The sequence below is a fragment of the Endozoicomonas sp. ALD040 genome, assembly GCF_049275945.1.
GTDB lineage: Bacteria > Pseudomonadota > Gammaproteobacteria > Pseudomonadales > Endozoicomonadaceae > Endozoicomonas_A.
In genome coordinates, this window is record NZ_CP184829.1 from 6,011,549 (window position 1) to 6,031,961 (window position 20,413).

16 protein-coding genes and 1 pseudogene are annotated in these 20,413 nt (G+C 43.0%); 1 reads left to right on the forward strand and 16 read right to left on the reverse strand.

Translation table 11 applies throughout. From position 1 onward, the window contains the following. Positions 1-79 precede the first annotated feature (79 nt). Positions 80-697: pseudogene (locus tag ACOJUN_RS21840) on the forward strand (IS91 family transposase); the annotation flags it as partial. Positions 698-951: 254 nt separating this feature from the next. On the opposite strand, the gene ACOJUN_RS21845 reads toward ACOJUN_RS21840, so the two are convergent. The 16 genes from ACOJUN_RS21845 to ACOJUN_RS21920 all read right to left on the reverse strand — a co-directional run bounded on the left by ACOJUN_RS21845 (position 952) and on the right by ACOJUN_RS21920 (position 20,186). Further along, positions 952-1,794, reverse strand: a complete 843-nt coding sequence (locus ACOJUN_RS21845; protein ID WP_422133969.1) for a DUF2726 domain-containing protein — start codon at positions 1,792-1,794, stop codon at positions 952-954. An 83-nt stretch (positions 1,795-1,877) separates the two neighbouring features. Then, positions 1,878-3,439, reverse strand: a protein-coding gene (locus tag ACOJUN_RS21850) for an IS3 family transposase (protein ID WP_422133970.1) whose coding sequence is annotated in 2 segments (ribosomal slippage) — positions 1,878-2,977 and positions 2,977-3,439 — 1,563 coding nt in all. Because the reading frame shifts where the segments join, the coding sequence is not laid out codon by codon here. Positions 3,440-3,532: 93 nt separating this feature from the next. Further along, the gene (locus ACOJUN_RS21855) at positions 3,533-6,073 is read right to left on the reverse strand and encodes a DEAD/DEAH box helicase (protein WP_422133971.1); all 2,541 of its coding nucleotides are present in this window, start codon (positions 6,071-6,073) and stop codon (positions 3,533-3,535) included. A 6-nt stretch (positions 6,074-6,079) separates the two neighbouring features. Then, entirely contained in the window at positions 6,080-7,006 is a 927-nt protein-coding gene (locus tag ACOJUN_RS21860) for a HamA C-terminal domain-containing protein (protein WP_422133972.1), read from the reverse strand. 206 nt (positions 7,007-7,212) lie between these two features. Then, the gene (locus ACOJUN_RS21865; RefSeq protein ID WP_422133973.1) at positions 7,213-8,346 is read right to left on the reverse strand and encodes an ISAs1 family transposase; all 1,134 of its coding nucleotides are present in this window, start codon (positions 8,344-8,346) and stop codon (positions 7,213-7,215) included. Between the two features lie 483 nt (positions 8,347-8,829). Next, complete coding sequence (locus ACOJUN_RS21870) at positions 8,830-9,255, reverse strand: GFA family protein (protein ID WP_422133974.1); 426 nt, start codon at positions 9,253-9,255, stop codon at positions 8,830-8,832. Positions 9,256-9,783: 528 nt separating this feature from the next. Continuing rightward, a complete protein-coding gene (locus tag ACOJUN_RS21875; RefSeq protein ID WP_422133975.1) occupies positions 9,784-10,098 on the reverse strand; it encodes a hypothetical protein in 315 nt (104 codons plus the stop codon). A 615-nt stretch (positions 10,099-10,713) separates the two neighbouring features. Continuing rightward, the gene (locus tag ACOJUN_RS21880; protein ID WP_422133976.1) at positions 10,714-11,205 is read right to left on the reverse strand and encodes a GNAT family N-acetyltransferase; all 492 of its coding nucleotides are present in this window, start codon (positions 11,203-11,205) and stop codon (positions 10,714-10,716) included. 108 nt (positions 11,206-11,313) lie between these two features. Next, positions 11,314-11,862, reverse strand: coding sequence for a GNAT family N-acetyltransferase (locus ACOJUN_RS21885; protein ID WP_422133977.1), 549 nt, complete (start codon positions 11,860-11,862; stop codon positions 11,314-11,316). Positions 11,863-11,965: 103 nt separating this feature from the next. After that, positions 11,966-12,646, reverse strand: a complete 681-nt coding sequence (locus tag ACOJUN_RS21890; RefSeq protein ID WP_422133978.1) for a hypothetical protein — start codon at positions 12,644-12,646, stop codon at positions 11,966-11,968. 586 nt (positions 12,647-13,232) lie between these two features. Continuing rightward, entirely contained in the window at positions 13,233-13,535 is a 303-nt protein-coding gene (locus ACOJUN_RS21895) for a hypothetical protein (RefSeq protein ID WP_422133979.1), read from the reverse strand. A gap of 87 nt (positions 13,536-13,622) precedes the next feature. Next, a complete protein-coding gene (locus tag ACOJUN_RS21900) occupies positions 13,623-14,519 on the reverse strand; it encodes a hypothetical protein (protein WP_422133980.1) in 897 nt (298 codons plus the stop codon). A 647-nt stretch (positions 14,520-15,166) separates the two neighbouring features. Further along, entirely contained in the window at positions 15,167-15,517 is a 351-nt protein-coding gene (locus tag ACOJUN_RS21905; RefSeq protein ID WP_422133981.1) for a cupin domain-containing protein, read from the reverse strand. 592 nt (positions 15,518-16,109) lie between these two features. Further along, on the reverse strand, positions 16,110-16,385 hold the full coding sequence (locus ACOJUN_RS21910) for a hypothetical protein (RefSeq protein ID WP_422133982.1): 276 nt from the start codon (positions 16,383-16,385) through the stop codon (positions 16,110-16,112). A 652-nt stretch (positions 16,386-17,037) separates the two neighbouring features. Next, entirely contained in the window at positions 17,038-18,417 is a 1,380-nt protein-coding gene (gene cysS / locus ACOJUN_RS21915) for a cysteine--tRNA ligase (protein ID WP_422137115.1), read from the reverse strand. 74 nt (positions 18,418-18,491) lie between these two features. Then, positions 18,492-20,186 carry a glutamine--tRNA ligase/YqeY domain fusion protein gene (locus tag ACOJUN_RS21920; RefSeq protein ID WP_422133983.1) on the reverse strand — a complete coding sequence of 565 codons (1,695 nt, stop codon included), beginning with the start codon at positions 20,184-20,186 and terminating at the stop codon, positions 18,492-18,494. Positions 20,187-20,413 lie beyond the last annotated feature (227 nt).

Sequence of the window (20,413 nt, forward strand, 5' to 3'; positions counted from 1 at the left end):
GCGCTATTACACCATTCTGTTGACACTTTACAGCATGGGCCGAAGGCCTGAACCTGACCATTGCCGACATTGATTCCGAACTCGTAGCCGACGGCTTGACTACCATCCCCATATACACTTTGTCGTGTCAGGTGGCGGCATCAATACCCGACGAAAAGAGTGGTGCAAACTCACAGGCAACTATCTGTTCAATGGCAAGAATCTGGCCATGGTCTTCCGAGCCAAACTCCTTCGCGCCCTGGTCGAAAAGGGACTACTATCTCCGAGCCTGAAAACAAGGCTGCCCAAAGAGTGGGTCGTCAATTGCAAACGGGTAGGCAAAGGATTACCAGCACTTGTATATCTATCCCGATATCTGTACCGAGGCGTGATCAGTGACAACAACATCCTGGCCAGCAAACGAGGAAAGGTGACCTTTTCTTACCTCAACAGTGAAACCGGCAAAAAGGAGAAGCGAACCCCGCCAGGAGAAGATTTCCTGTGGCTAGTACTGAAACATGTATTACCCAGGCGACTTCGACGATCGCGGGATTACGGATTTTTACACAGCAATGCAAAAAAACAATTATCACTGGTGCAACTGGTTTTAAATGTGATGGTCAAAGCATTCGAACCCGTGATTCGCCCGAAATTCACATGCAAGCGTTGCGGTGAGTCTATGAAACACATTGCGTTCAGTTTCCTGAAACCGACCTGAGCTATTGCCACATCAACAAAAACCGCCATTCACAAGCAAGGAGGAAATGTAAGCCCAGCCAGACAGATCCGACATATCCAAGACTACCGTAATGCAGTGGTCTGGAGACACTCATCCTGAATAAATAGCGTTCAGAAAAAACGTTTTGATTCAAGGTCCGCCAGATAAGTAAACTTCAATAGACCTTTCTTACCAGAATTCAACCTGGGCTTGTGCAACAACAGGATAAGATTGCGGCTGGGCGCAATCTATCCTTATTCGTTAGGGGCTTTGTCTGAAAATAGAAATTCAACTGATTTCAGGGTGTTCTCTAGGTCATCAAGAATCATTTGGGATGTGAGAACTATTGTTGGTATTCCTGCTTCTGCTGCAATGTTACGTTTTATTGCGTCTATTCTTCGTTGTTCTTTAGTTTTATGAGTTTGATGACCGTCAAGTTCAATAAAATATACTATCTCTTGCTTTGCATTATAAACCAAATAATCCATTCGCCCTTTTTTGGGATTTCGTGTATGTTCATCGTAGGTAAAACTTCTTCCGTAAGCGCTTTCATTACCCAGAGAAAATCGATGGACTTCAGGAATTAATGCTGGCGTTTCCTGAGAATAAAACCGTTCAATCCAAGCCTTATAAAATATTTTCTCGATATGGCTTGTTGAAATACCATTTAAAAGTGAAACGATATCGGTATAGTGCCCCATTGCAGGGATATATTGATTTACGTGATTTACTGTAAATGCATCTTCTATGTCAGGTAACTCACTTTTTTTCATCCTTTGCGTGCCGTTAGGAGTGTTTAGCCTCCAACCATACCGGATGTCACTTACTTTTTTATTACCACAAAAACTGAAAGCGGACCCAATTAAAAGAGCTTTTTCGTTCCTTGTATGGGACTCAAGCCTTCTTTGGAGGTATTTTATAGCAAAGTTTTGAATCTCAGGATTAGCCAAATCTGATGTAGTAATAGCATGGTAAGAATCATCTCTAGACTTTATGTAGATCTCAAGAAGTTGTTCTGATGACCAGATTTTATCTGTTCTGAATGCTTTATCGCAGAAAGCTGATAAAGATCCATTTAGCTGCAATATATTGATCATAATGATGTTGAAGTGTGGTTGCCCCTAACGCCTAAATCAGGTGCGCCGCAGGCGGTAACTTTCAAGGTAGATGTCGACTCAACTTATGCAGCTAAATCACAATGCTGCTGATTCTCTGATCGCTCAGGGTTAAGCCACACCTCTACCGGTAATTGCCAGTTTCTGGTTTCACGGCTTCCCCATCGCTCAGGGTGTTGCTCTTTTGCTTTACGGTAAACTCTTTCACGATTCAGAACCTTTTTCTGAGCCTTCCCTGTGTGTCTGTCGTAGGGGGTCTGGAACTTGATGCCACTGTGCTTATGCTCCATGTTGTACCAGTTTACGAACCCGTACACCCACTTTCTGGCTGACTCCAGACTGGAGAAGTGATTCGGATACCCGGGACGATATTTCATGGTTCTGAAGCCTGACTCTGAGTATGAGTTATCGTTACTCACGCGTGGCCTGCTGAACGATGTCTGTACACCCAGTTGCTGAAGAGTACTTAGCATGGTCGCCCCCTTCATCGGACTGCCATTATCCGAATGCAGGACCAGCGGTTGCTCCTTAAGGCTGATCTTATGCTGCATGAACGCTTTTCGGATCATCTGAGCAGCCAGATCAGAGGACTCCCTTTCATGGACTTCCCAGGTCACAATCATGCGGCTATAGACGTCCAGAACCAAATAGAGATAATAATATTTACCCCTGATGGGCGACCCCAAGAATGTTATATCCCACGACCAGAGCTGATTCGGTGCCGTAGCCCGATGCGATGTTGGCTTCCGCTTTGCGGGCTTCTGACTGCGACCGCGGTGATGCTGTTGATTATGGGCCTTCAGCACTCGATAAAAGCTTGACTCAGAAGCTATATAAACACCTTCGTCGGCCAGTGTCGGTACAATCTGGCATGGCGACTTACTTTTGAATCGCTCGCTGTTACAGACTTTCAGAATCTCGTTTTGCTCACTCTTGGTTAGTTGGTTGGCAGGCATTGGCCGGTCTGCGTATTGACGCTGATCTTCCCGCACCTGTTCTACATCTTTTTGCCAGCGCTGAACCGTGCGTATCGACAGGTTGAGCGCAGCACAGGCTTTCACTTTACGTGCACCCTGTGAAACAGCTTCCTGGATTAAAGCAACGGCTTCCTTGCGATCAGGGAGAGGAATCAATCGTCCTCGCGCTCCCCCCAGATCGCGTTTGCCTTTTTTGTTAGAACCAACAGTGCTGCGGTTTCAGCAAGTGCTTTGTCTTTGCGTTTGAGTTCTTTTTCCAGTTTCTGGATGCGCTTCTTGTCATCTCGTCTGGCAGCGGCCTGTACCTGACGGGATTCAGCAGGCTTTGTGCTGCCTGCGATAAAATCAGCTTTCCACTGCTGCAGGTCTTCATAGTAGAGACCCTTCTTACGACAGTATTCGGATAGCTCTGTTGTGTTCATGTTGGCGGTTTCCATCAGAACCGCGAACTTGTTTTCAGCACTCCACTGCTGAGGATTCTTACCATCACCGGGCACGGGTACACCTTGCGCTTTTGCCTGTTTGCGCCAAGTATACAGGGTTGCATCAGTAATGCCGGTTTCTCTTTTAAGCTGAGTCACGGAAACATTATTTGGCGGCATCATCTTCTGGATAATGGACTCTTTCATTTCTTTGGAATAGCGAGCCATAACAGCCTCTTTCTAAATGCTCTCAGTTATTGAGAGTCATGAATCAAAAGAGGCGACATCTATTCTGACACAGAGGGCAGGCGTCACCTGGATTTACTTGTTAGCAGCAGCTAGAGGCAGGCTCTTGCCTTGGATTTGTAATAGCTCTTGTTTACATAGATTTGGCATCTTCAACTTTTGTACTTCGATAGTTTTTATTTTATTGAAGTACTCATCGATATCAGAAGTTTCTGAAGGAAAAGTGTTGGTATTAGCAAGATGTAATGCCGTAAATCTAGATAGGCCTAGTGCCATAATATTTAGTGCTTCTTTACGACAAGAGCCAAACTCCAAATATATGTGATAAGGTTCTATTTCAAAATCATCTTCTACAAGCGTTTTCTCCAAAAGTACATGTTTTAATACGTCATTAAATGCAGAAAAATATTTCACCAATTTAAATCTAATTTCATGATCTAGTACATCTAGATAATTTCTAATTATTGTCGATGCATCAGCACCAGGATCATCTCTCCTTACAAAATTTACTCGCTGTGTTAGTAGTTCACCTAGTGATTTTCCCCACATCCAGTGGTGCGCCAAATAGCTAATTAAATTCTTAAAACCGGTGGTAATTTTCCACTCAAAGCATTCGATGAAAATATCGATAATATTTTCCATGACTGCCTTGGCACCTACAGAGTATGGGCTTAAGGGGGTATAGCTATCTAATTGATGGCAGTTAGTTAAGAATTCATACACACGCTGAAGGTGATCTGGTCTTATGGCCTTGTTTTTTTCTATTATTTCAGAGGGTAAATCGATAATTATTTCCGAGATGACGGATATGGTCTTATCTAGATTCTCAGAATTAGCATCTGTTCTATAGCTCTCAAAAGATGATAGGTCACCAGAATAATGATAATCTTGATAAAGCTTGCTGAATGCCATTTCTGCTTTATCAATAATCTTTCCTGAATCTAAATTTTCATCAAGAAGGTCTTGAATTAAAGACCCTCCATCAGTCATGACAGTGCTGATTGCAGAAGAAATCTCCTGAAGCTTCTCTCCTTCATATGAGTTATCTTCCCATGTTGAAGGTCTAATACACCAAATATTTCCGTGAAACTCTTTTAACAACCTTCCCGCACGTCCAGATAAGTTAAGAAAATCAGAACGTGACATGGGTATGTCACCAGATTTAGGGTTTTCGATTATAATATGTTTGGCTGGTAAGTTTACGCCTTGAAGTAATGTACTTGTGCAACATATATATTTTATTTCATCGTTTTTGAAAAGAGATTCAATCCCTGAACGTACAATCGAAGGCATTTTTCCATAGTGAAATCCTACGCCGGATTGCAAGCACTCAATAAGTGGATATTCTGGATGAACTTCTTTCTTTAAAAAGTCTACGAATTGCTTTATGTTTTCATTTGCTACGAAATCAGTTGCTGTTGAACTTATTGATTTTGCAACTGCTTCAGCGTCAGCTGGACCATTTGAAAAGACTATAACCGATTCCTGATTATTAGAAATTTCTTTGGCTAAGTGTGCCTTCTGAAGAGATTTGCTGTCTCTGAATTTAAAGTCAACGCCCCTAATTCCAAGATCAACATTTCCTGATTCAACAAGTAGCTCGAACCGAATTTCTTTAGGCTTACGATATACATCTGATGCTAATATTACGTTTTGAGAAACTGGTGAAATTGTTTCAGTGAAAAATTTCCCATTGTCCGTAATGTTAAATATATTGAAAAAATAGCCTGGGTTTTTTATTAGAGGGCTAGCGAATAATATTTCGGTTTTCGGATATTTTTTGAGCAGAAAATCTATTGCGCTTTGTAGCAGTATGCCTCGTTTTCCCTTTTGTATCTCATGGGCTTCATCAACAATGAGTGAGGATATTTTTGGCATCTCTTCACTAGTATTGCTGAGAAAGTTCATTAATCTCTCTTGAGTTAAGACATATACAACTCCATTTTTAGCTTTATCTGCTGATACAGTGAAAGGAGCAGTTCTGATAATAATGTCATCAAGTTTATATTGCCTCAATGACTCTCTAATTCTGTTAGAAACCTCAGTTATTAGAGCCCTTGTAGGAACAATGTATACAATGCACTGATTTTTCTTCTCTCTCAGTCTGTTTATAAGATTTAAGCCAAGAACAAAGGATTTACCAGCAGATGTTGGTGCAGAAATACTTAAAGCTTTTTCTTCTTGGAGAGAGTTATAAAAATTGTATTGAAAGTCTGTGAGTTGAATTGATTCATCATCTATAAAAATAGAGTTTTCAACTTCTCGCATTAAGCATTCAAGTTTTAGGAAACTTGGAACTTTTTTAGTTACAGAGCTGTGGCGTTCTCTGAGAAGCTGTCTGCCAGGAAAATTACCTAACCTGGACATTATGACTTCTGCAGAGTTAATTAGCTTTGGGTTTTTATCATTATCTATTTCTATAAGCCGAGTTATTATTTCATAAGCTAGTATTTTGTCTTCAGGCTTTTCTGATAATGATATTATAGAAGTATGACCAATTAGCTGATTGATTTCACCTTTAGTCAAAGTCATTTCATCATGTATCGGTTTACCCGGAAGTTGATTTTGAGTGCTAGATATCTGTAATTTTTCAATTAGAGTTGAGATGCTGGTCATTTTCTTTTAGTCCAGAGCCTCGTTGAAAGCATTTCGAAATTCTACGACTGATGGAAAAGGTAAAAAGAAAATATCAAAAGCAAGATACTTTTTATTGAAGTTATCCATCTTTTTCTGAAGAAGTCTTACTAATCTTTCTCCATCTGCTCTAAAAGATTCTTCAAACTTATCTTTCATGATATTTCTAGGCTCTGTTGCAACTGCTGCATAGCCATCATAGTCATAGCCGATCAAACATGCGTGGTTAATTCTAACGTTTTCTCCAGGGTTCCCGTTAGTGAATAGCTGGGAAATTTCACGCTTAACCTCTTCATCTGCATATTTAAAATGTTTGGTGACCATGTTGAATTCGTGCTCATACATTTTTATATCATGAAAGTCGTTGACACTTTTTAGAGCAGAAGTCATCGCACCAGCTACATCCTTATATAATTTTGACTCACCGAAATAAAAATCAACCATTTCGATCTCGTCATTCCATCTCGCATGTATGCCGTCAGAACCTTTTACTTCATCCTTATGGTTTGTTTTTAACTCCATTTTTGAAACTATTTGAGGAGCTTGTAAAACCGCCTCCATTAGAAAATAAAGTAGGGTTTCTCCCGCCTCCCCTGTCTTATCTGGGGACTCATCTGATATTTCGGGGTGACGGAACAGACTTCTGGCTTCTTTCACTAGAAGGGCTGATTGTCGTCCTGATAAAGATTCTTCTCTATTTTTTGCAGAAAGACAATAATCAATGATATATAAATACAAAGTATTGGCTAGAGCCCGTACCATAGGCTGCCTATTTCCATCGAATTTTAAGTAGTGCAATCTAATTGTTGTTTCGATGCCAGAGATTTTTAAGTCATGCTCTATTACATCAATGCAACTTGAAAAGTCAGGCGTTTCAACTGATATTTTATCTGCAATATTCTTTACTTGATCCATATGGTACTAATATTCCACTTTTCTTAAAAGATTACTCTGAACTCGATTTTTACTCTTTGCTGCTAACGCTGACAGCAAGGGTGGCGAACGCAGCGAGCCATCCCTTTGCCTGTATTTGTTAGCCCGGCAGCCCTGCCGCCTGAGACAATGTTGATTATTGCAGAGGAGCTTAAGTAAAGCCTGCACCTGCTGCACCTAGGGAAAAATCATGAAACCCCACACCCAGCAAGGACTTCAGACAGGTATTGTGTGTTCATGGCTGCCTTTTTCTGTTTACGCTTTAAGCCTGCTTTAAAGGTTTTGGTATTGTTCAACATATTCACTGCCATATGTCGAAAACCTGTGAGCATTTCAGCGGCATTGCCCCTTCTGATTCGACAATCATCTTCTCGCATTGCAACATCCATTTTCCAATGGAGTTTATTTTCGATCGCCCAATGCTCTCTTGCAGCATGTGAGAATTCTTCTGCTGTTAACTCCGCAGAGGAGATATAATAACGCACACTGATATCATCAGCGTTGAACACTTTATCTTCCATTCTGGCAGAGAAAATAATCCCGAGTGTTTTCATTCCTTTCCAATCAAAAGAAAAATTAACGAACTCATCAAAGGTATCACTTACTATGTGAAGGCGTGTTTCCATTCTACCATGGCTTTTTTCTTCGACTCTGAAAGTATCACCATTCCATTGATTCACTTTTTCAACAGAGAAATGTTTCTCAAATGCTTCATGAAGCTTGCCCTGGTTGCCTTTTACCGCTAACAAATAATCAGCGCCTTTATCAACGATTTTCTTGGCAATGTCCCTCTGACACCCCATGGCGTCTATAGTTATGAGGCAGCCACGGATTTCCAGGAGATCAAGCAATTCAGGTATGGCGGTAATCTCGTTACTTTTATCATTAATTTTAATTTGGCCAAGAACCAATTCGTTTGCAGTCGCAAATGCACTCACCATGTGAATTGCACCTTTGTCCTTGCCTTTATCGTAAGAGCCTCTTGCTGTTTTTCCATCAATTGCAATGATCTCACCATTGGTTGTCTGGTGACAGGCTTGCATCCACTCAATAAAGCATTTCTGAAATTGCTTTGGGTTAATAGCAGCAACTACTCTGGAAATTGTATAATGTGAAGGAATACCGTATTCAAATTCACCATACTTTTTTAACCATTGCAGTCTTTCATTGCCGAAGTCTTCAATTTCTTCCCAACCTTCACAACCTGCAATGACAGCACAGATGGTTAAGGGCAGAATATCGGCAAGTTTATGATCTACTTTCCATTGCTGGCGTGCGTCATAAATGACAGATAGCCTATTCATTAAATCAAATGCATTCATTTCCAGGACATCCAAATCTTTTTTATATAAGACAATGGATGTGTATTTTACTCTATAGGTGGATATCCTTATAGCCATTGAGCTCAGTGGCTTCGGGGGCTTTCATGATTTTTCCCTACTGCTGCACCGATTGAAGTGCATAAAAGTTACCGCTGGAAAACTTGCAGGCAACGCCAATGCTGATACAACTTTTAACTGGTTTAGTGCGCCGGACCAAATACTCATAAACACCGTGAACCCACGCTGACATGCCCAACAAGACACCGCAGATTTTTCATCGACTGACACAGAATCTACAGACATGCATTACTGAGAACTAATCAGAACTGGAATTGACCAGACTGGTTGCTGGCGTAGATTTTGGTTCGTGATTCATCTATTGGAAAAATAGAAAAAACTTTCATACTGCTGCCGGCTAACGCCATGCCGTGGGGCGCCGCAAAGCGGCGTCCCAGCCCCTACAGCGGCGACACCAACAATTTGTTAGGTGCTTTTGCACAAGCTGCTTTGTAATTCATGCAAACTTGGCATGGTTTTATGTTGGCATGAGCCTTGTGGCAAAACATCCCAGCCTGCTTTAGAAGATGTATGTAAATGGATTACCACTTTACCATCGGGATCTTCGAGAAGACCTACAGGAACCCATACAAGCTCAGTATTACTTAAAGGGTTTGGAACTGGGCTTCCACATGACTTGCAGAAATCTACACGGTAGCCTGAGTCTTTAACAAACGATGAAATATTATTCTGGCCTTGAACCCATTCAAAATATTCTTTGCTGATGAGAGCCCCTGCATTAGCCGAAGAGCCTGTTACCTTGCGGCATAAACTACAGTGGCATTGGTAGAAGTTTGGAGTTTCACAGGACAACTTAAACTTAACTTCATTGCATAAGCACTGACCAATCATAAATAGATCTCACTCATTATTACGGCGAACGCTCCGGTGTAGTTTTTAGTGGCACCTAACGCTGGCAGCAAGGGTGGCGAACACAGTGAGCCATCCCTTTGCCTGTATTTGTTAGCCCGGCAGCCCTGCCGCCTGGGACAATGTTGATTATTGCAGAGGAGCTTCAGTAAAACCTGCACCTGCAGCACCGATTGAAGAGCATAAAAGTTACCGCTGGAAAACTTGCAGGTAACGCCAATGCTGATACAACTTTTAACTGGTTTAGTGCGCCGGACCAAATACTCATAAACACCGTGAACCCACGCTGACATGCCCAACAAGACACCGCAGATTTCATAGCGACTGACACAGAACCCAAAGACATGCACTGCTGAGAACTACTCAGAACTGGATTTGAACAGGCTGGTTGCTAGCATGGATTTTGGTTCGTGACTCGTCCACTAAAAAAATAGAAAAAACTTGCACACTGCTGCCGGCTAACGCCTGCAGCATCGGCAGACAAAATTGGCGGTGTGTTGCCTGCACTTGTTATGTGCCGGGTACTGGATAAATAGTAACAACAACACTACCGCCGACCCCAGCCAATTTTTTTATTGCATCTGACTCTATTCTTGAATGAAAGTTATTTGGTGTAGTCCCACTTTCATAGCCAAAGTCAAAATCTCTCCTTAGTGCTTTGTCCCAGATATCTCTTGATGATTTGGACAAACCATCAATTAAAGAAACATACTCAGCAATTATCTCATCGATCCCGCTACAGGCTGTTTCAAAGGATCCATAATAAATACCATCAATCTCTTCATTACGAAACACGCAAACACGCTCCCCCCATTCCTCGATCATGGGAGATATATCAATCGACGATTCGATATCTAGATCTATGTTAAGAAAGTGGATCCCATTCATAGTAACTTAACTTGATTTGGCACATAACGTCGGCAGCAGCGGCCGGAGGCGATTGGCGACTTTTGTGCGGTACGCACAAAAGGTGACAATTGCCGGAGGTCCGTTGCCTGCCCTTGTTATGTGCGGCTATGTGGACCGTATTTCGTATTGGGCTAGTCCTAACCAGCCGTCTTCGTGGGAAACTGTCCGATGGATTTCATTCCCTTTAATTTCATATTGAGGTAAACCTAGCCAACCATCCACATGTGAAACTGACCGGAAAATCTCATTACCCTTAATTTCATATTGAGGTAAACCTAACCAACCGTCCACATGCGATACGGACCGAAAGATTTCGCTTCCTTTAATCTCATATTGGGGTAAACCTTGCCAGCCATCTACATGACTAACACTTCTATATATTTTTGACATACTAATAGCCCTTAAGATGCTTAAAAACTATCTATTGGGGCTGTTGTTTAAATTTCAAGCAACTTATGCACATAACGCCTGCGTGTGGGGCGCCGCCGTAGGCGGCGTCCAAGGCAGCTTGCTGCCGACACCACACACTTGTTAGGTGCGCATGATTATTTGCCAATAGCCGACATCCTGCCACTGATTGAACTTAAAACCAACTTTCTTAAAATGAGCAACTTTATTCATTCCTAGCTTTTCATGTAAGGCAATACTTTTTTCATTTGGTAATGTTATACAGCCAATAACTGTTTTAATTTTTTTACTCTGTAATTCATTTAATAACTGTTTATACAATGTACTGCCAAGTCCGTTACTTTGAAAGTTCGGATCGAGATAAATAGTAGCTTCTACTGAGAAACGGTATGCACTACGATCATGCCATTTTGAAGCATAAGCATAACCGACCACATCTGAATCATTTATTAAAACAAGCCAAGGTAACCCATTTGATTTGATTTTCTTAACTCTTAAATCAACATCAGACAATGAAACCTCTTCTTCTTCAAACGTAAATGCAGTGTTCCTTACATAGTGATTATAGATTTCTACAATCCGTTGAATATCACCGTCCTCGACTTCTCTTATCATTATTTCTGCCTCTTAACTGTGATGTATGAGCACACCTAACGCCTGGCGCAACGGCGAAGCACGCAGTGCTGAGTCCGGCACCCGAAGGGTGCGAATTGCCGCCACTTGTTATAAGGCATTTTGCTGCCATGTTGATTTACTAATTTTGTATAACACATGCTCACATTGCGGATGCGAAACTTCAATGTCTGGGTGCATAAATTTTTGGTTGCTGTTGTGCATGCCGATTTTTTGCATAACGGCTTTGGAGCGATCATTGGCTAATGTGGTAAATGAGACCACCTCATTTAGATTTAACGTATTGAACGCATATTTTAGTGCTTCTTTGGCAGCCTCGGTTGCGTAGCCTTTGCCCCAATAATGTTTTGATAACCGCCAACCGATTTCTACGCAAGGCGAAAACGGCATTTTATTTGTTGGTGTATGCAAACCAACAAAGCCAATAAATATATGCTGATTAGGAACCTCTACTGCCCAGAAACCCCAGCCTCGTTCATTGATAAGGGACAAGATTTTTCTCCCCATTTCGAAGCTTTCCTCTTGAGTTTGGAGTTTTGGAAAATGCTCCATTACTTCTTTGTCTCCGCACATTTCAGCGAATGGGAGAAAATCATTCTCTGACCATTGACGAAGCAATAATCTTTCCGTTTTCAACATTCTTCGACTATGCCTTATAACGCCTGGGTGAACCGCGCGCCGAAGGCGCGTCGGGTGGAGCCCTTTAGGGCGGAACGTATTCCACCCACTTGTTATGTGCGGATTACTCGGTGGTTTTGTTTGTTTTTGGCAACTTTCTAAAAATATAAAAAGATATAATAACAATGCAGATGAGCCAAAATAATATATATTTATTCCGGTCTTTATATCTTTCAAATCTTTCTTGGTAAGTTGACTTTAATAAGTATGATTTTACACCATTAATATTTATTTCAGTTACATATGGTTTTACCTGAAAATCATCTTTTTCTAAGTGAATGCGTAATGAAACAATATCACCTTTATTTAGATTTTTTATTTGCTCTGTTATTTCACTTGAGAGGTGATGAAATTTGAAAATAAACTTTCTGTCATTTTTTCGTAGATATATCGAGGAAATACGGCTTTTTCCTCCTGTTTGAAACCATGCATATGTTCCTTGAAATTCAGGCATTTCGTCATATCTCATTGGATGCACTGGTTTTGTGCTAATAGATATAAATAATATAATCAGGACTCCTAGCCATAAGTAACCTAATGATTTTCTTTTTTTTAGTCGATTATCAAGAGCAGATCTGATTTTTTTTATTGAAGTTTGAGGGCTGAATGTGAAGTACACAAAGATAATGAACGATAACCAAAATATATAGCTAGTTGCTTGATTATAAGTTAGATAGCCCTCAAGCATCTTTTCAACTACAGGCGCAGTTGCAATGATATATGATGCTTTTACTTCCTCATTCATAAAGCAGAATTCTTAGTTCTTATTATTGGTGAATTTGCATGCTTGAGCACATAACGCCATGCTGTGGGGCGCCGCACAGCGGCGTCCCTGCCCCTTTAAGGGCGACACCAGCAACTTGTTAGCATGGCAGCCCATCCGCAAGGGCAAATGGTGAATGATGCAGAGGATTAGCAGCTTTCTTGCTGAACTGATTGAAGCGCACAATCTCTGATATTTAAAAGCTTCCAGGCGATAAAGAAGCTGATGCAACTTTGAACTGGCATAGGGCCACTGAGCAAAAAGTACCGATAAACTGAAAACCAACGCTGACATGCCCAACGATACACCGCAGATTTTTCAGCGACAGACTTCACACCAGCAGACATGTACTGCTGAGAACTACTGAAAAGTTAGTGTAACAGTGTCTTTTTGCTGGGAGGTTCTAACTCGAAACCCACCATAGACAGTGAACCCAAAAACTCTTTTTGAAAACTGGTCTTTTCACAACCAGAAATTCTCGATTATTGCTGCCTGCTAACGCCGCCAACACGGGCGAGCAACTTGTTGCGAGTCCGGCACGCGCAGCGTGCATAAGTGCTTGGCCTTGTTAATGGACATTGGCGGCAGACCCTGTGAATACTATTGCCAGACCAACTAACGAAAGTAACCATGCCTTGATTAGTTGGCTCTTAGCTGTTTTTACAAACTGGGATGATTCCGGTGAAGATCTATCTACCATTAACAACCTCTTAATGAATGCCATATTTGCTAGTAGTGATATCTCGGATTTTGCATGAAAACCAAGAACTTGATTACCACCATAATCAATTGCCATTCTAAGAGTCACAGCTAGGGAGTAATAGAAGTAGATTCCAACAAAGAACGTAAATAAGCCAAATAATGTAGTCATTGTTTGATTACGTAACCATTAACGCCTGCTTCAGCCGCGCCGCCGCAAGCGGCGTCGGGTGGCGAAGCCACGAACTGGAAGCATTTGTTATGCGTCGTTTACTGCGATTACATAGCAATAAATACTCAATGTATCTGCAAGATTTTGAAGAGACAATGGTAGCTCTCTTTCCGTTACTAGCATTGCTCTTGCTGTTGGAGGCTTACCTAAAGCTCTTTGTTCTGCCCGTAATAAAGCCTGATACTTTATACATTGAAAGATACCACGATTGAGATCATCTTTATTTGACCGAATTGATTTTACTTCTACAGCGTATATATTATGGTCTGTGCTGAATACAATATCGGCTCGATCACCAGAAGCAAATAAATACTCTTGTTCAGTGGATATTATATTTTCTAACTCTATCTCTTCTGGGTTTTCAGAAACGTATTCTTTGAGATTCTTGTGTTCATCACTTTCATTGCAATCTGACCATCCCCCTTTTGATGGAGGACAGATTTCATCTTCATCACCTTCAGGTGCAAAGGCTCCATCCAGTGGCTCTAACTCATAAAGTTCTAGAACATCATCCCAGTATTCATAAGCAAAAATATCCGAATGTACTTCTTCTATCAGGGCTTGCTTATCATCTAATGACATATTGAGAATATACTCATCTGGCTCTGAGTATCTCTCAACATAATAATTTACTCCTTTACCAGGAAGACCAGTTTTAGCATTTACAATTATTGCGTTTAAAGGGGGAATCGACTCTTCCCATTCTTCTTCTGTTTCAATTAGTGCTTCTCCAATAGCTCCAGCAGGATAGCCATATTGAACAGGAAGAACATGGTGTCCCCAACCTCTACTTATTATTTCTTGATCCAGTTGCCCATAAGTTATTGTTTTACCATTTTTTGCACACCAAACAATCAATGGTAGAACTGTTCTTGCTGTGTACTCTGTCCATCTATCGCCTTGAAGTGATTCTGGTAAAGGCATTTTTACTCCTGAATTGATGTAGACGCATAACGCCATGCTGTGGGGCGCCGCACAGCGGCGTCCCAGCCCCTTTAGGGGCGACACCAGCAACTTGTTAGCATGGCAGCCCACCCGCAAGGGCAAATGGTGAATGATGCAGAGGTTTAGCAGCTTTCTTGCTGAACTGATTGAAGCGCACAATCTCTGATATTTAAAAGCTTCCAGGCGATAAAGAAGCTGATGCAACTTTGAACTGGCATAGGGCCACTGAGCAAAAAGTACCGATAAACTGAAAACCAACGCTGACATGCCCAACGATACACCGCAGATTTTTCAGCGACAGACTTCACACCAGCAGACATGAACTGCTGAGAACTACTGAAAAGTTAGTGTAACAGTGTCTTTTTGCTGGGAGGTTCTAACTCGAAACCCACCATAGACAGTGAACCCAAAAACTCTTTTTGAAAACTGGTCTTTTCACAACCAGAAACTCTCTATTATTGCTGCCTGCTAACGCCTGGGTGAGCCGCGCGCCGAAGGCGCGTCGGGTGGAGCCCTTTAGGGCGAAACGTACTCGACCCGCTTGTTATGGTGATTTCATTGCACTGTGCTAATGATGAGTAGGGCTATAGTACTCTGCATTGACTTTTTAGTTCCCTCAGTAAAAATTATTTAAGGCTCGCTTGAATTATTAGGAGTTCAATTTCTTCGGATGAGTCATTCACCAAACTATGGCATCCATATGGTTTGTTGACGATCATATCTCCGGTAGAAACTCGTCTTTCTTTGCCGTCGATTGTCATTGTACCTTCACCTTTTAAGATGATATACATCTCTTCGTCATTTGCATGACTATGCTCACCCATTGAGCTTCCAGTAGGCATAACAACACGAATTGCAAAATCCCATGCGCCATTAAAATCCTTGCGTCTAAATGCCCGATAAATTTCTATAGAGCCATTACCGTCGTGACTGTTGTGTTCAACTTCATTATCACAAGTGTAAAAATTACGAATCATCTTTTATTACTTCCTTCGATTAATTCTTTTGTTGATTGCACTATCTTATCACCATAACGCCATGCTGTGGGGCGCCGCACAGCGGTGTCCCAGCCCCTTTAGGGGCGACACCAGCAACTTGTTAGCATGGCAGCCCACCCGCAAGGGCAAATGGTGAATGATGTAGAGGTTTAGCAGCTTTCTTGCTGAACTGATTGAAGCGCACAATCTCTGATATTTAAAAGCTTCCAGGCGATAAAGAAGCTGATGCAACTTTGAACTGGCATAGGGCCACTGAGCAAAAAGTACCGATAAACTGAAAACCAACGCTGACATGCCCAACGATACACCGCAGATTTTTCAGCGACAGACTTCACACCAGCAGACATGAACTGCTGAGAACTACTGAAAAGTTAGTGTAACAGTGTCTTTTTGCTGGGAGGTTCTAACTCGAAACCCACCATAGATAGTGAACCCAAAAACTCTTTTTGAAAACTGGTCTTTTCACAACCAGAAACTCTCTACTATTGCTGCCTGCTAACGCCGCCAGCAGCGGCCGAGTGAAACGAGGTCCAGCGACCGCAGGGAGCGATGCTGGCTGGCCTTGTTATGTTTATATTCCATGGCTAAACCACCGATAAGCAAATGCTGTATATAACGCCATGGCTGCAATGCTTGACGGATATACTTTTTGAGCAAGATCACTGCCTACTTTTTTAAGGTGTGCTCCATAAATTAGAAACGAACTAATGATTAATTGGAATGTGTACATACTTGCTAACGCAGTTTTGCCACCTGGACCAGAAAGCTCTGTAAAGAAAGTCATCCAGAGGCCTGATGCAGCAGCAATGATTGCCAGCGCACCAATTATTTTTACGATTGTAGTCATAGGTTTACTTTGAAAACATAACAGCTATTAAAACTCAAACGAGTGATATCAGATATTACACTCACACGCGCCACATCCCCCCAAATCAGAGAAAATCAACGCACTCGAGATATATCCCGTTTTTTCAATCCGTCAAAAAGTCATTAATTATCAACAGACTACGAGCTGTTCTACCTACCGTCCCGAATAGGCCGCAAGTGAGTTATTTGCATTTTTGGTATTTTCTTCAATAATACTGTACAAAATAACAGTTATTGAGTTTACCATGCCATCTGCTTTTATGACTGAAGCAGACAAAACTCTGAGAGTGAGGGGCTATAGCTTTAAAATCAAGCTGACGGTTTCTTTAACAAAAAGACAACCGGATCTACATTGATATGACAAACCCGTGTGCTCATACAGTAAAAAGCCCTTGTCGCAAAATACAAGAAGCACGCTACCGCCCTGAGAGTTAAATCTGCCGAAACAGCAGACAAGCACATATCCCTTGGCTCAATGGCATTCTGGTTGGATGAGTAAACAGGTTCTATTGAGCGACATTGTGCCAGTATTTTTCATTGAAGGGCAGATATTAGGGCTTAATTTTTGGCAACAGGAGTAAAAATTCTTGAGGTTTGGCAGGACCTGAAGACTCCAGGTCCTGAAAAGTCTATCAGCGCTCAATACGCCAGGTGGTTCCTTCCCGACGGTCCTGCAGGATAATACCCTGACTGGCCAGCTCCTCACGGATACGATCCGCTTCAGCAAAGTCACGAGCCTTCTTGGCATCTTTGCGCTTCTGAATCATTGCTTCAATCCAGGCTTCATCGACATCGGCTCCGGACTTCAGGAAAGACTCGGCATCACCTTGCAGTATACCCAGGATGCCACCCAGTTTGACCAGCAAAGCTGCCAGCGGCATGGCTTTCTGCTCATCTTCGGCACGAATGGTATTCAGCTCACGTACCAGTTCAAACAGGGACGCCAATGCTTCCGGTGTATTAAAGTCGTCATCCATGGAAGCCATGAACTTTTCTTCAAAACGAGTGCCTTCAGCCGCAGTGACACCAGCCACATCCAGTCCTTTCAGTGCAGTGTATAGACGCTCAAGGCGAATAGACGCCTCTTTCAGACTATCTTCCGAGTAATTAACCGGACTGCGGTAATGACTGGAAATCAGGAAATAACGCACGACTTCGTCCGGGTACTTATCCAGCACCTCACGAATCGTAAAGAAGTTACCCAGGCTCTTGGACATTTTCACATTATCAATGCGAATGGCACCTGAGTGCATCCAGGTATTCACGAAGGTCTGACCGTTGGCCGCTTCACTCTGGGCAATCTCGTTTTCATGATGAGGGAACTTGAGATCTGAACCGCCGCCGTGAATATCAAAGGTTTCTCCCAGGCAGCACTTACCCATAACCGAGCACTCTATATGCCAGCCAGGACGGCCATTACCCCAGGGTGAGGCCCAACTTGGCTCACCTTCTTTAGCTCCCTTCCAGAGCACAAAGTCCATAGGGTCTTCTTTCTGCTCATCGACTTCGATACGGGCACCGGCTTCCAGTTCTTTCAGAATTTTTCCAGACAGCTTGCCATAGCCATCGAATTTGCGAACCCGGAAGTAAACGTCGCCATTGCCCGGTGCATAGGCAAAGCCTTTCTCAACCAGGTCACTGATCATTTCGATCATACCTTCCACGTGCTCGGTCGCCCTGGGTTCCTGATCAGGCTCCAGATTGCCGAGACGTTTAAAGTCTTCACGCATGGCGGCGATCATACGATCTGTCAGCACGTCAATAGTTTCACCATTATCAGTGGCGCGACGAATGATCTTGTCATCAATATCAGTGATATTGCGAATGTAAGTCAGGTTGTAGCCTTTAGCTCTCAGGTAACGGGAGACCACATCAAAAGCCGTAACCGTTCTGGCATGACCAATATGGCACAGGTCATAAACTGTCATACCACAGACGTACATCCGCACATGATTTTCATTCAGTGGTTTAAAGGCTTCTTTGGTTCTGGTCAGGGAGTTGTATATCTGCAACACGTTCTTTGTCCTGTAGCCCGATGATCCAGGCTGTATGCTCTCCCTGAAATGGGAGAGCTTGATTCCACTCGTCAGACTTTACTGGCCCAGGTATCCTTGAGACCAATCGTCATATTGAACACGGGTTTTTCAGAACAGTGTTCACGTCGATCGGCGACAAAATACCCTTCCCTCTCGAACTGAAAGCCCTGTTCCGGCTTCGCTTCTACCAGAGAGGGTTCAACCCAGCCTGTCACCACTTCCAGGGAAGACGGATTCACATGAGCCATAAAGTCTTCATCACCCTTGTCTGGAGCAGGGTTATTAAACAGGCGATCGTACTTACGGATTTCTGCCTGCTTGCCATGGCTCGCTGACACCCAATGAATCACACCACGAGGTTTAATACCTTCAGGAGGGTTTTCTCCCACTGTACCGGGTACATAGCTGCAGTGAATCTCAGTGATTTTGCCCTGCTCATCTTTAATTACCTGGTCTGATTTGATGACATAGGCACTGCGCAGGCGCACGTACTCACCCGACACCAGTCGCTTGAATTTTTTGCGTGACAGAGTGGTGTCTTCAGTAAAATCTGAACGATCAATATACAGTTCACGTGTAAACGGCAGTTTACGCTCACCCAACTCAGGCTTGTTAGGGTGTGCCGCTGCGGTCATTTCCTGTACCTCGCCTTCAGGCAGGTTGGTAATCACGACTTTCAGCGGATTGATAACCGCCATGGCACGTGCTGCGTTGTTGTTCAGATCGTCACGGATCGCATGCTCCAGCATGGAAACATCAGCAATACCATCGGAACGACTGACGCCCACCATATCGGAGAATTTGCGAATAGAAGCCGGTGTGTACCCACGCCGACGCATACCGGACACGGTAGGCATACGGGGGTCGTCCCACCCTTCTACGATACCTTCATCCACCAGTCGCTTCAGTTTTCGCTTGCTGGTGACGGTGTAGTTCAGGTTCGTTCTGGCAAACTCGAATTGTCTCGGCCTTGATGGCACCGGCAGGTTCTCGATAAACCAGTCGTATAACGGACGGTGGTCCTGAAATTCGAGTGTACAGATCGAGTGCGTTACCCCTTCAATGGCATCTTCCTGACCATGGGCAAAGTCATAGCTTGGATAGATACACCACTTATCACCCGTCTGGTGGTGAGGCACCTTGCGGATACGGTAAAGAATCGGATCACGCATATTCATGTTGGGGTTCTGTAGATCAATCCTGGCCCTCAGGCTGCACTGACCTTCTTCATACTCACCGGCACGCATCTTTTCAAACTCTGCCAGATTCTCTTCTACAGACCGCTTGCGGCATTCCGTTTCAACGCCGGGGGTATTAAAGTCACCCCGGTTTTTAGCCATGGACTCGGCGTCCTGATGATCCACATAGGCCTTACCTTCTTTGATCAGGTAGAGAGCCCATTCGTAAAACTGATCAAAGTAGCTGGAAGCATAGCGAACCTCTCCGCTCCACTTGAAACCCAACCAGCGAACATCTTCCTGAATGGCATCGACATACATCTGCTCCTCTTTTTCGGGATTGGTATCATCAAACCTCAGGTTACATTGGCCATTGAATTGCTCAGCCAATCCAAAGTTCAGACAGATGGAGGTGGCGTGTCCAATATGCAGAAAGCCGTTGGGCTCCGGCGGAAATCGGGTCTGAACCGATTGAACCAGACCTGCAGCCAGATCCTTTTCAATGATCTGCTCAAGGAAATTACCGGATTTTGATGGTTTGTTGGATGAAGTGTCTGTTGTGCTCATTGCAACCAGCGTCTTGGAAGAGAAAGCCCTCTCTGATACAGAAGCCCGGAGACATCAGACCGTTCAGGATCTGACCCGCCCATGCTCTAGAGGGAATGCATTATTTTACCGTAAAAAAATCTTTTGCCATCCAGAGCGATAATAGACTTTTCAATCGCCCATGGCTGTTTGGTTAACGCCTGAGACTAACATTTTCCCATCGAAGGGTACAGGTCAGACCGACTTTT

Bases quoted from the DNA above. Each gene is read 5' to 3' on its own strand.
- ACOJUN_RS21845 (WP_422133969.1), bottom strand. From the start codon at position 1,794: ATGATCAATATATTGCAGCTAAATGGATCTTTATCAGCTTTCTGCGAT.
- ACOJUN_RS21855 (WP_422133971.1), bottom strand. From the start codon at position 6,073: ATGACCAGCATCTCAACTCTAATTGAAAAATTACAGATATCTAGCACT.
- ACOJUN_RS21860 (WP_422133972.1), bottom strand. From the start codon at position 7,006: ATGGATCAAGTAAAGAATATTGCAGATAAAATATCAGTTGAAACGCCT.
- ACOJUN_RS21865 (WP_422133973.1), bottom strand. From the start codon at position 8,346: ATGAATGCATTTGATTTAATGAATAGGCTATCTGTCATTTATGACGCA.
- ACOJUN_RS21870 (WP_422133974.1), bottom strand. From the start codon at position 9,255: ATGATTGGTCAGTGCTTATGCAATGAAGTTAAGTTTAAGTTGTCCTGT.
- ACOJUN_RS21875 (WP_422133975.1), bottom strand. From the start codon at position 10,098: ATGATCGAGGAATGGGGGGAGCGTGTTTGCGTGTTTCGTAATGAAGAG.
- ACOJUN_RS21880 (WP_422133976.1), bottom strand. From the start codon at position 11,205: ATGATAAGAGAAGTCGAGGACGGTGATATTCAACGGATTGTAGAAATC.
- ACOJUN_RS21885 (WP_422133977.1), bottom strand. From the start codon at position 11,862: ATGTTGAAAACGGAAAGATTATTGCTTCGTCAATGGTCAGAGAATGAT.
- ACOJUN_RS21890 (WP_422133978.1), bottom strand. From the start codon at position 12,646: ATGAATGAGGAAGTAAAAGCATCATATATCATTGCAACTGCGCCTGTA.
- ACOJUN_RS21895 (WP_422133979.1), bottom strand. From the start codon at position 13,535: ATGACTACATTATTTGGCTTATTTACGTTCTTTGTTGGAATCTACTTC.
- ACOJUN_RS21900 (WP_422133980.1), bottom strand. From the start codon at position 14,519: ATGCCTTTACCAGAATCACTTCAAGGCGATAGATGGACAGAGTACACA.
- ACOJUN_RS21905 (WP_422133981.1), bottom strand. From the start codon at position 15,517: ATGATTCGTAATTTTTACACTTGTGATAATGAAGTTGAACACAACAGT.
- ACOJUN_RS21910 (WP_422133982.1), bottom strand. From the start codon at position 16,385: ATGACTACAATCGTAAAAATAATTGGTGCGCTGGCAATCATTGCTGCT.
- ACOJUN_RS21920 (WP_422133983.1), bottom strand. From the start codon at position 20,186: ATGAGCACAACAGACACTTCATCCAACAAACCATCAAAATCCGGTAAT.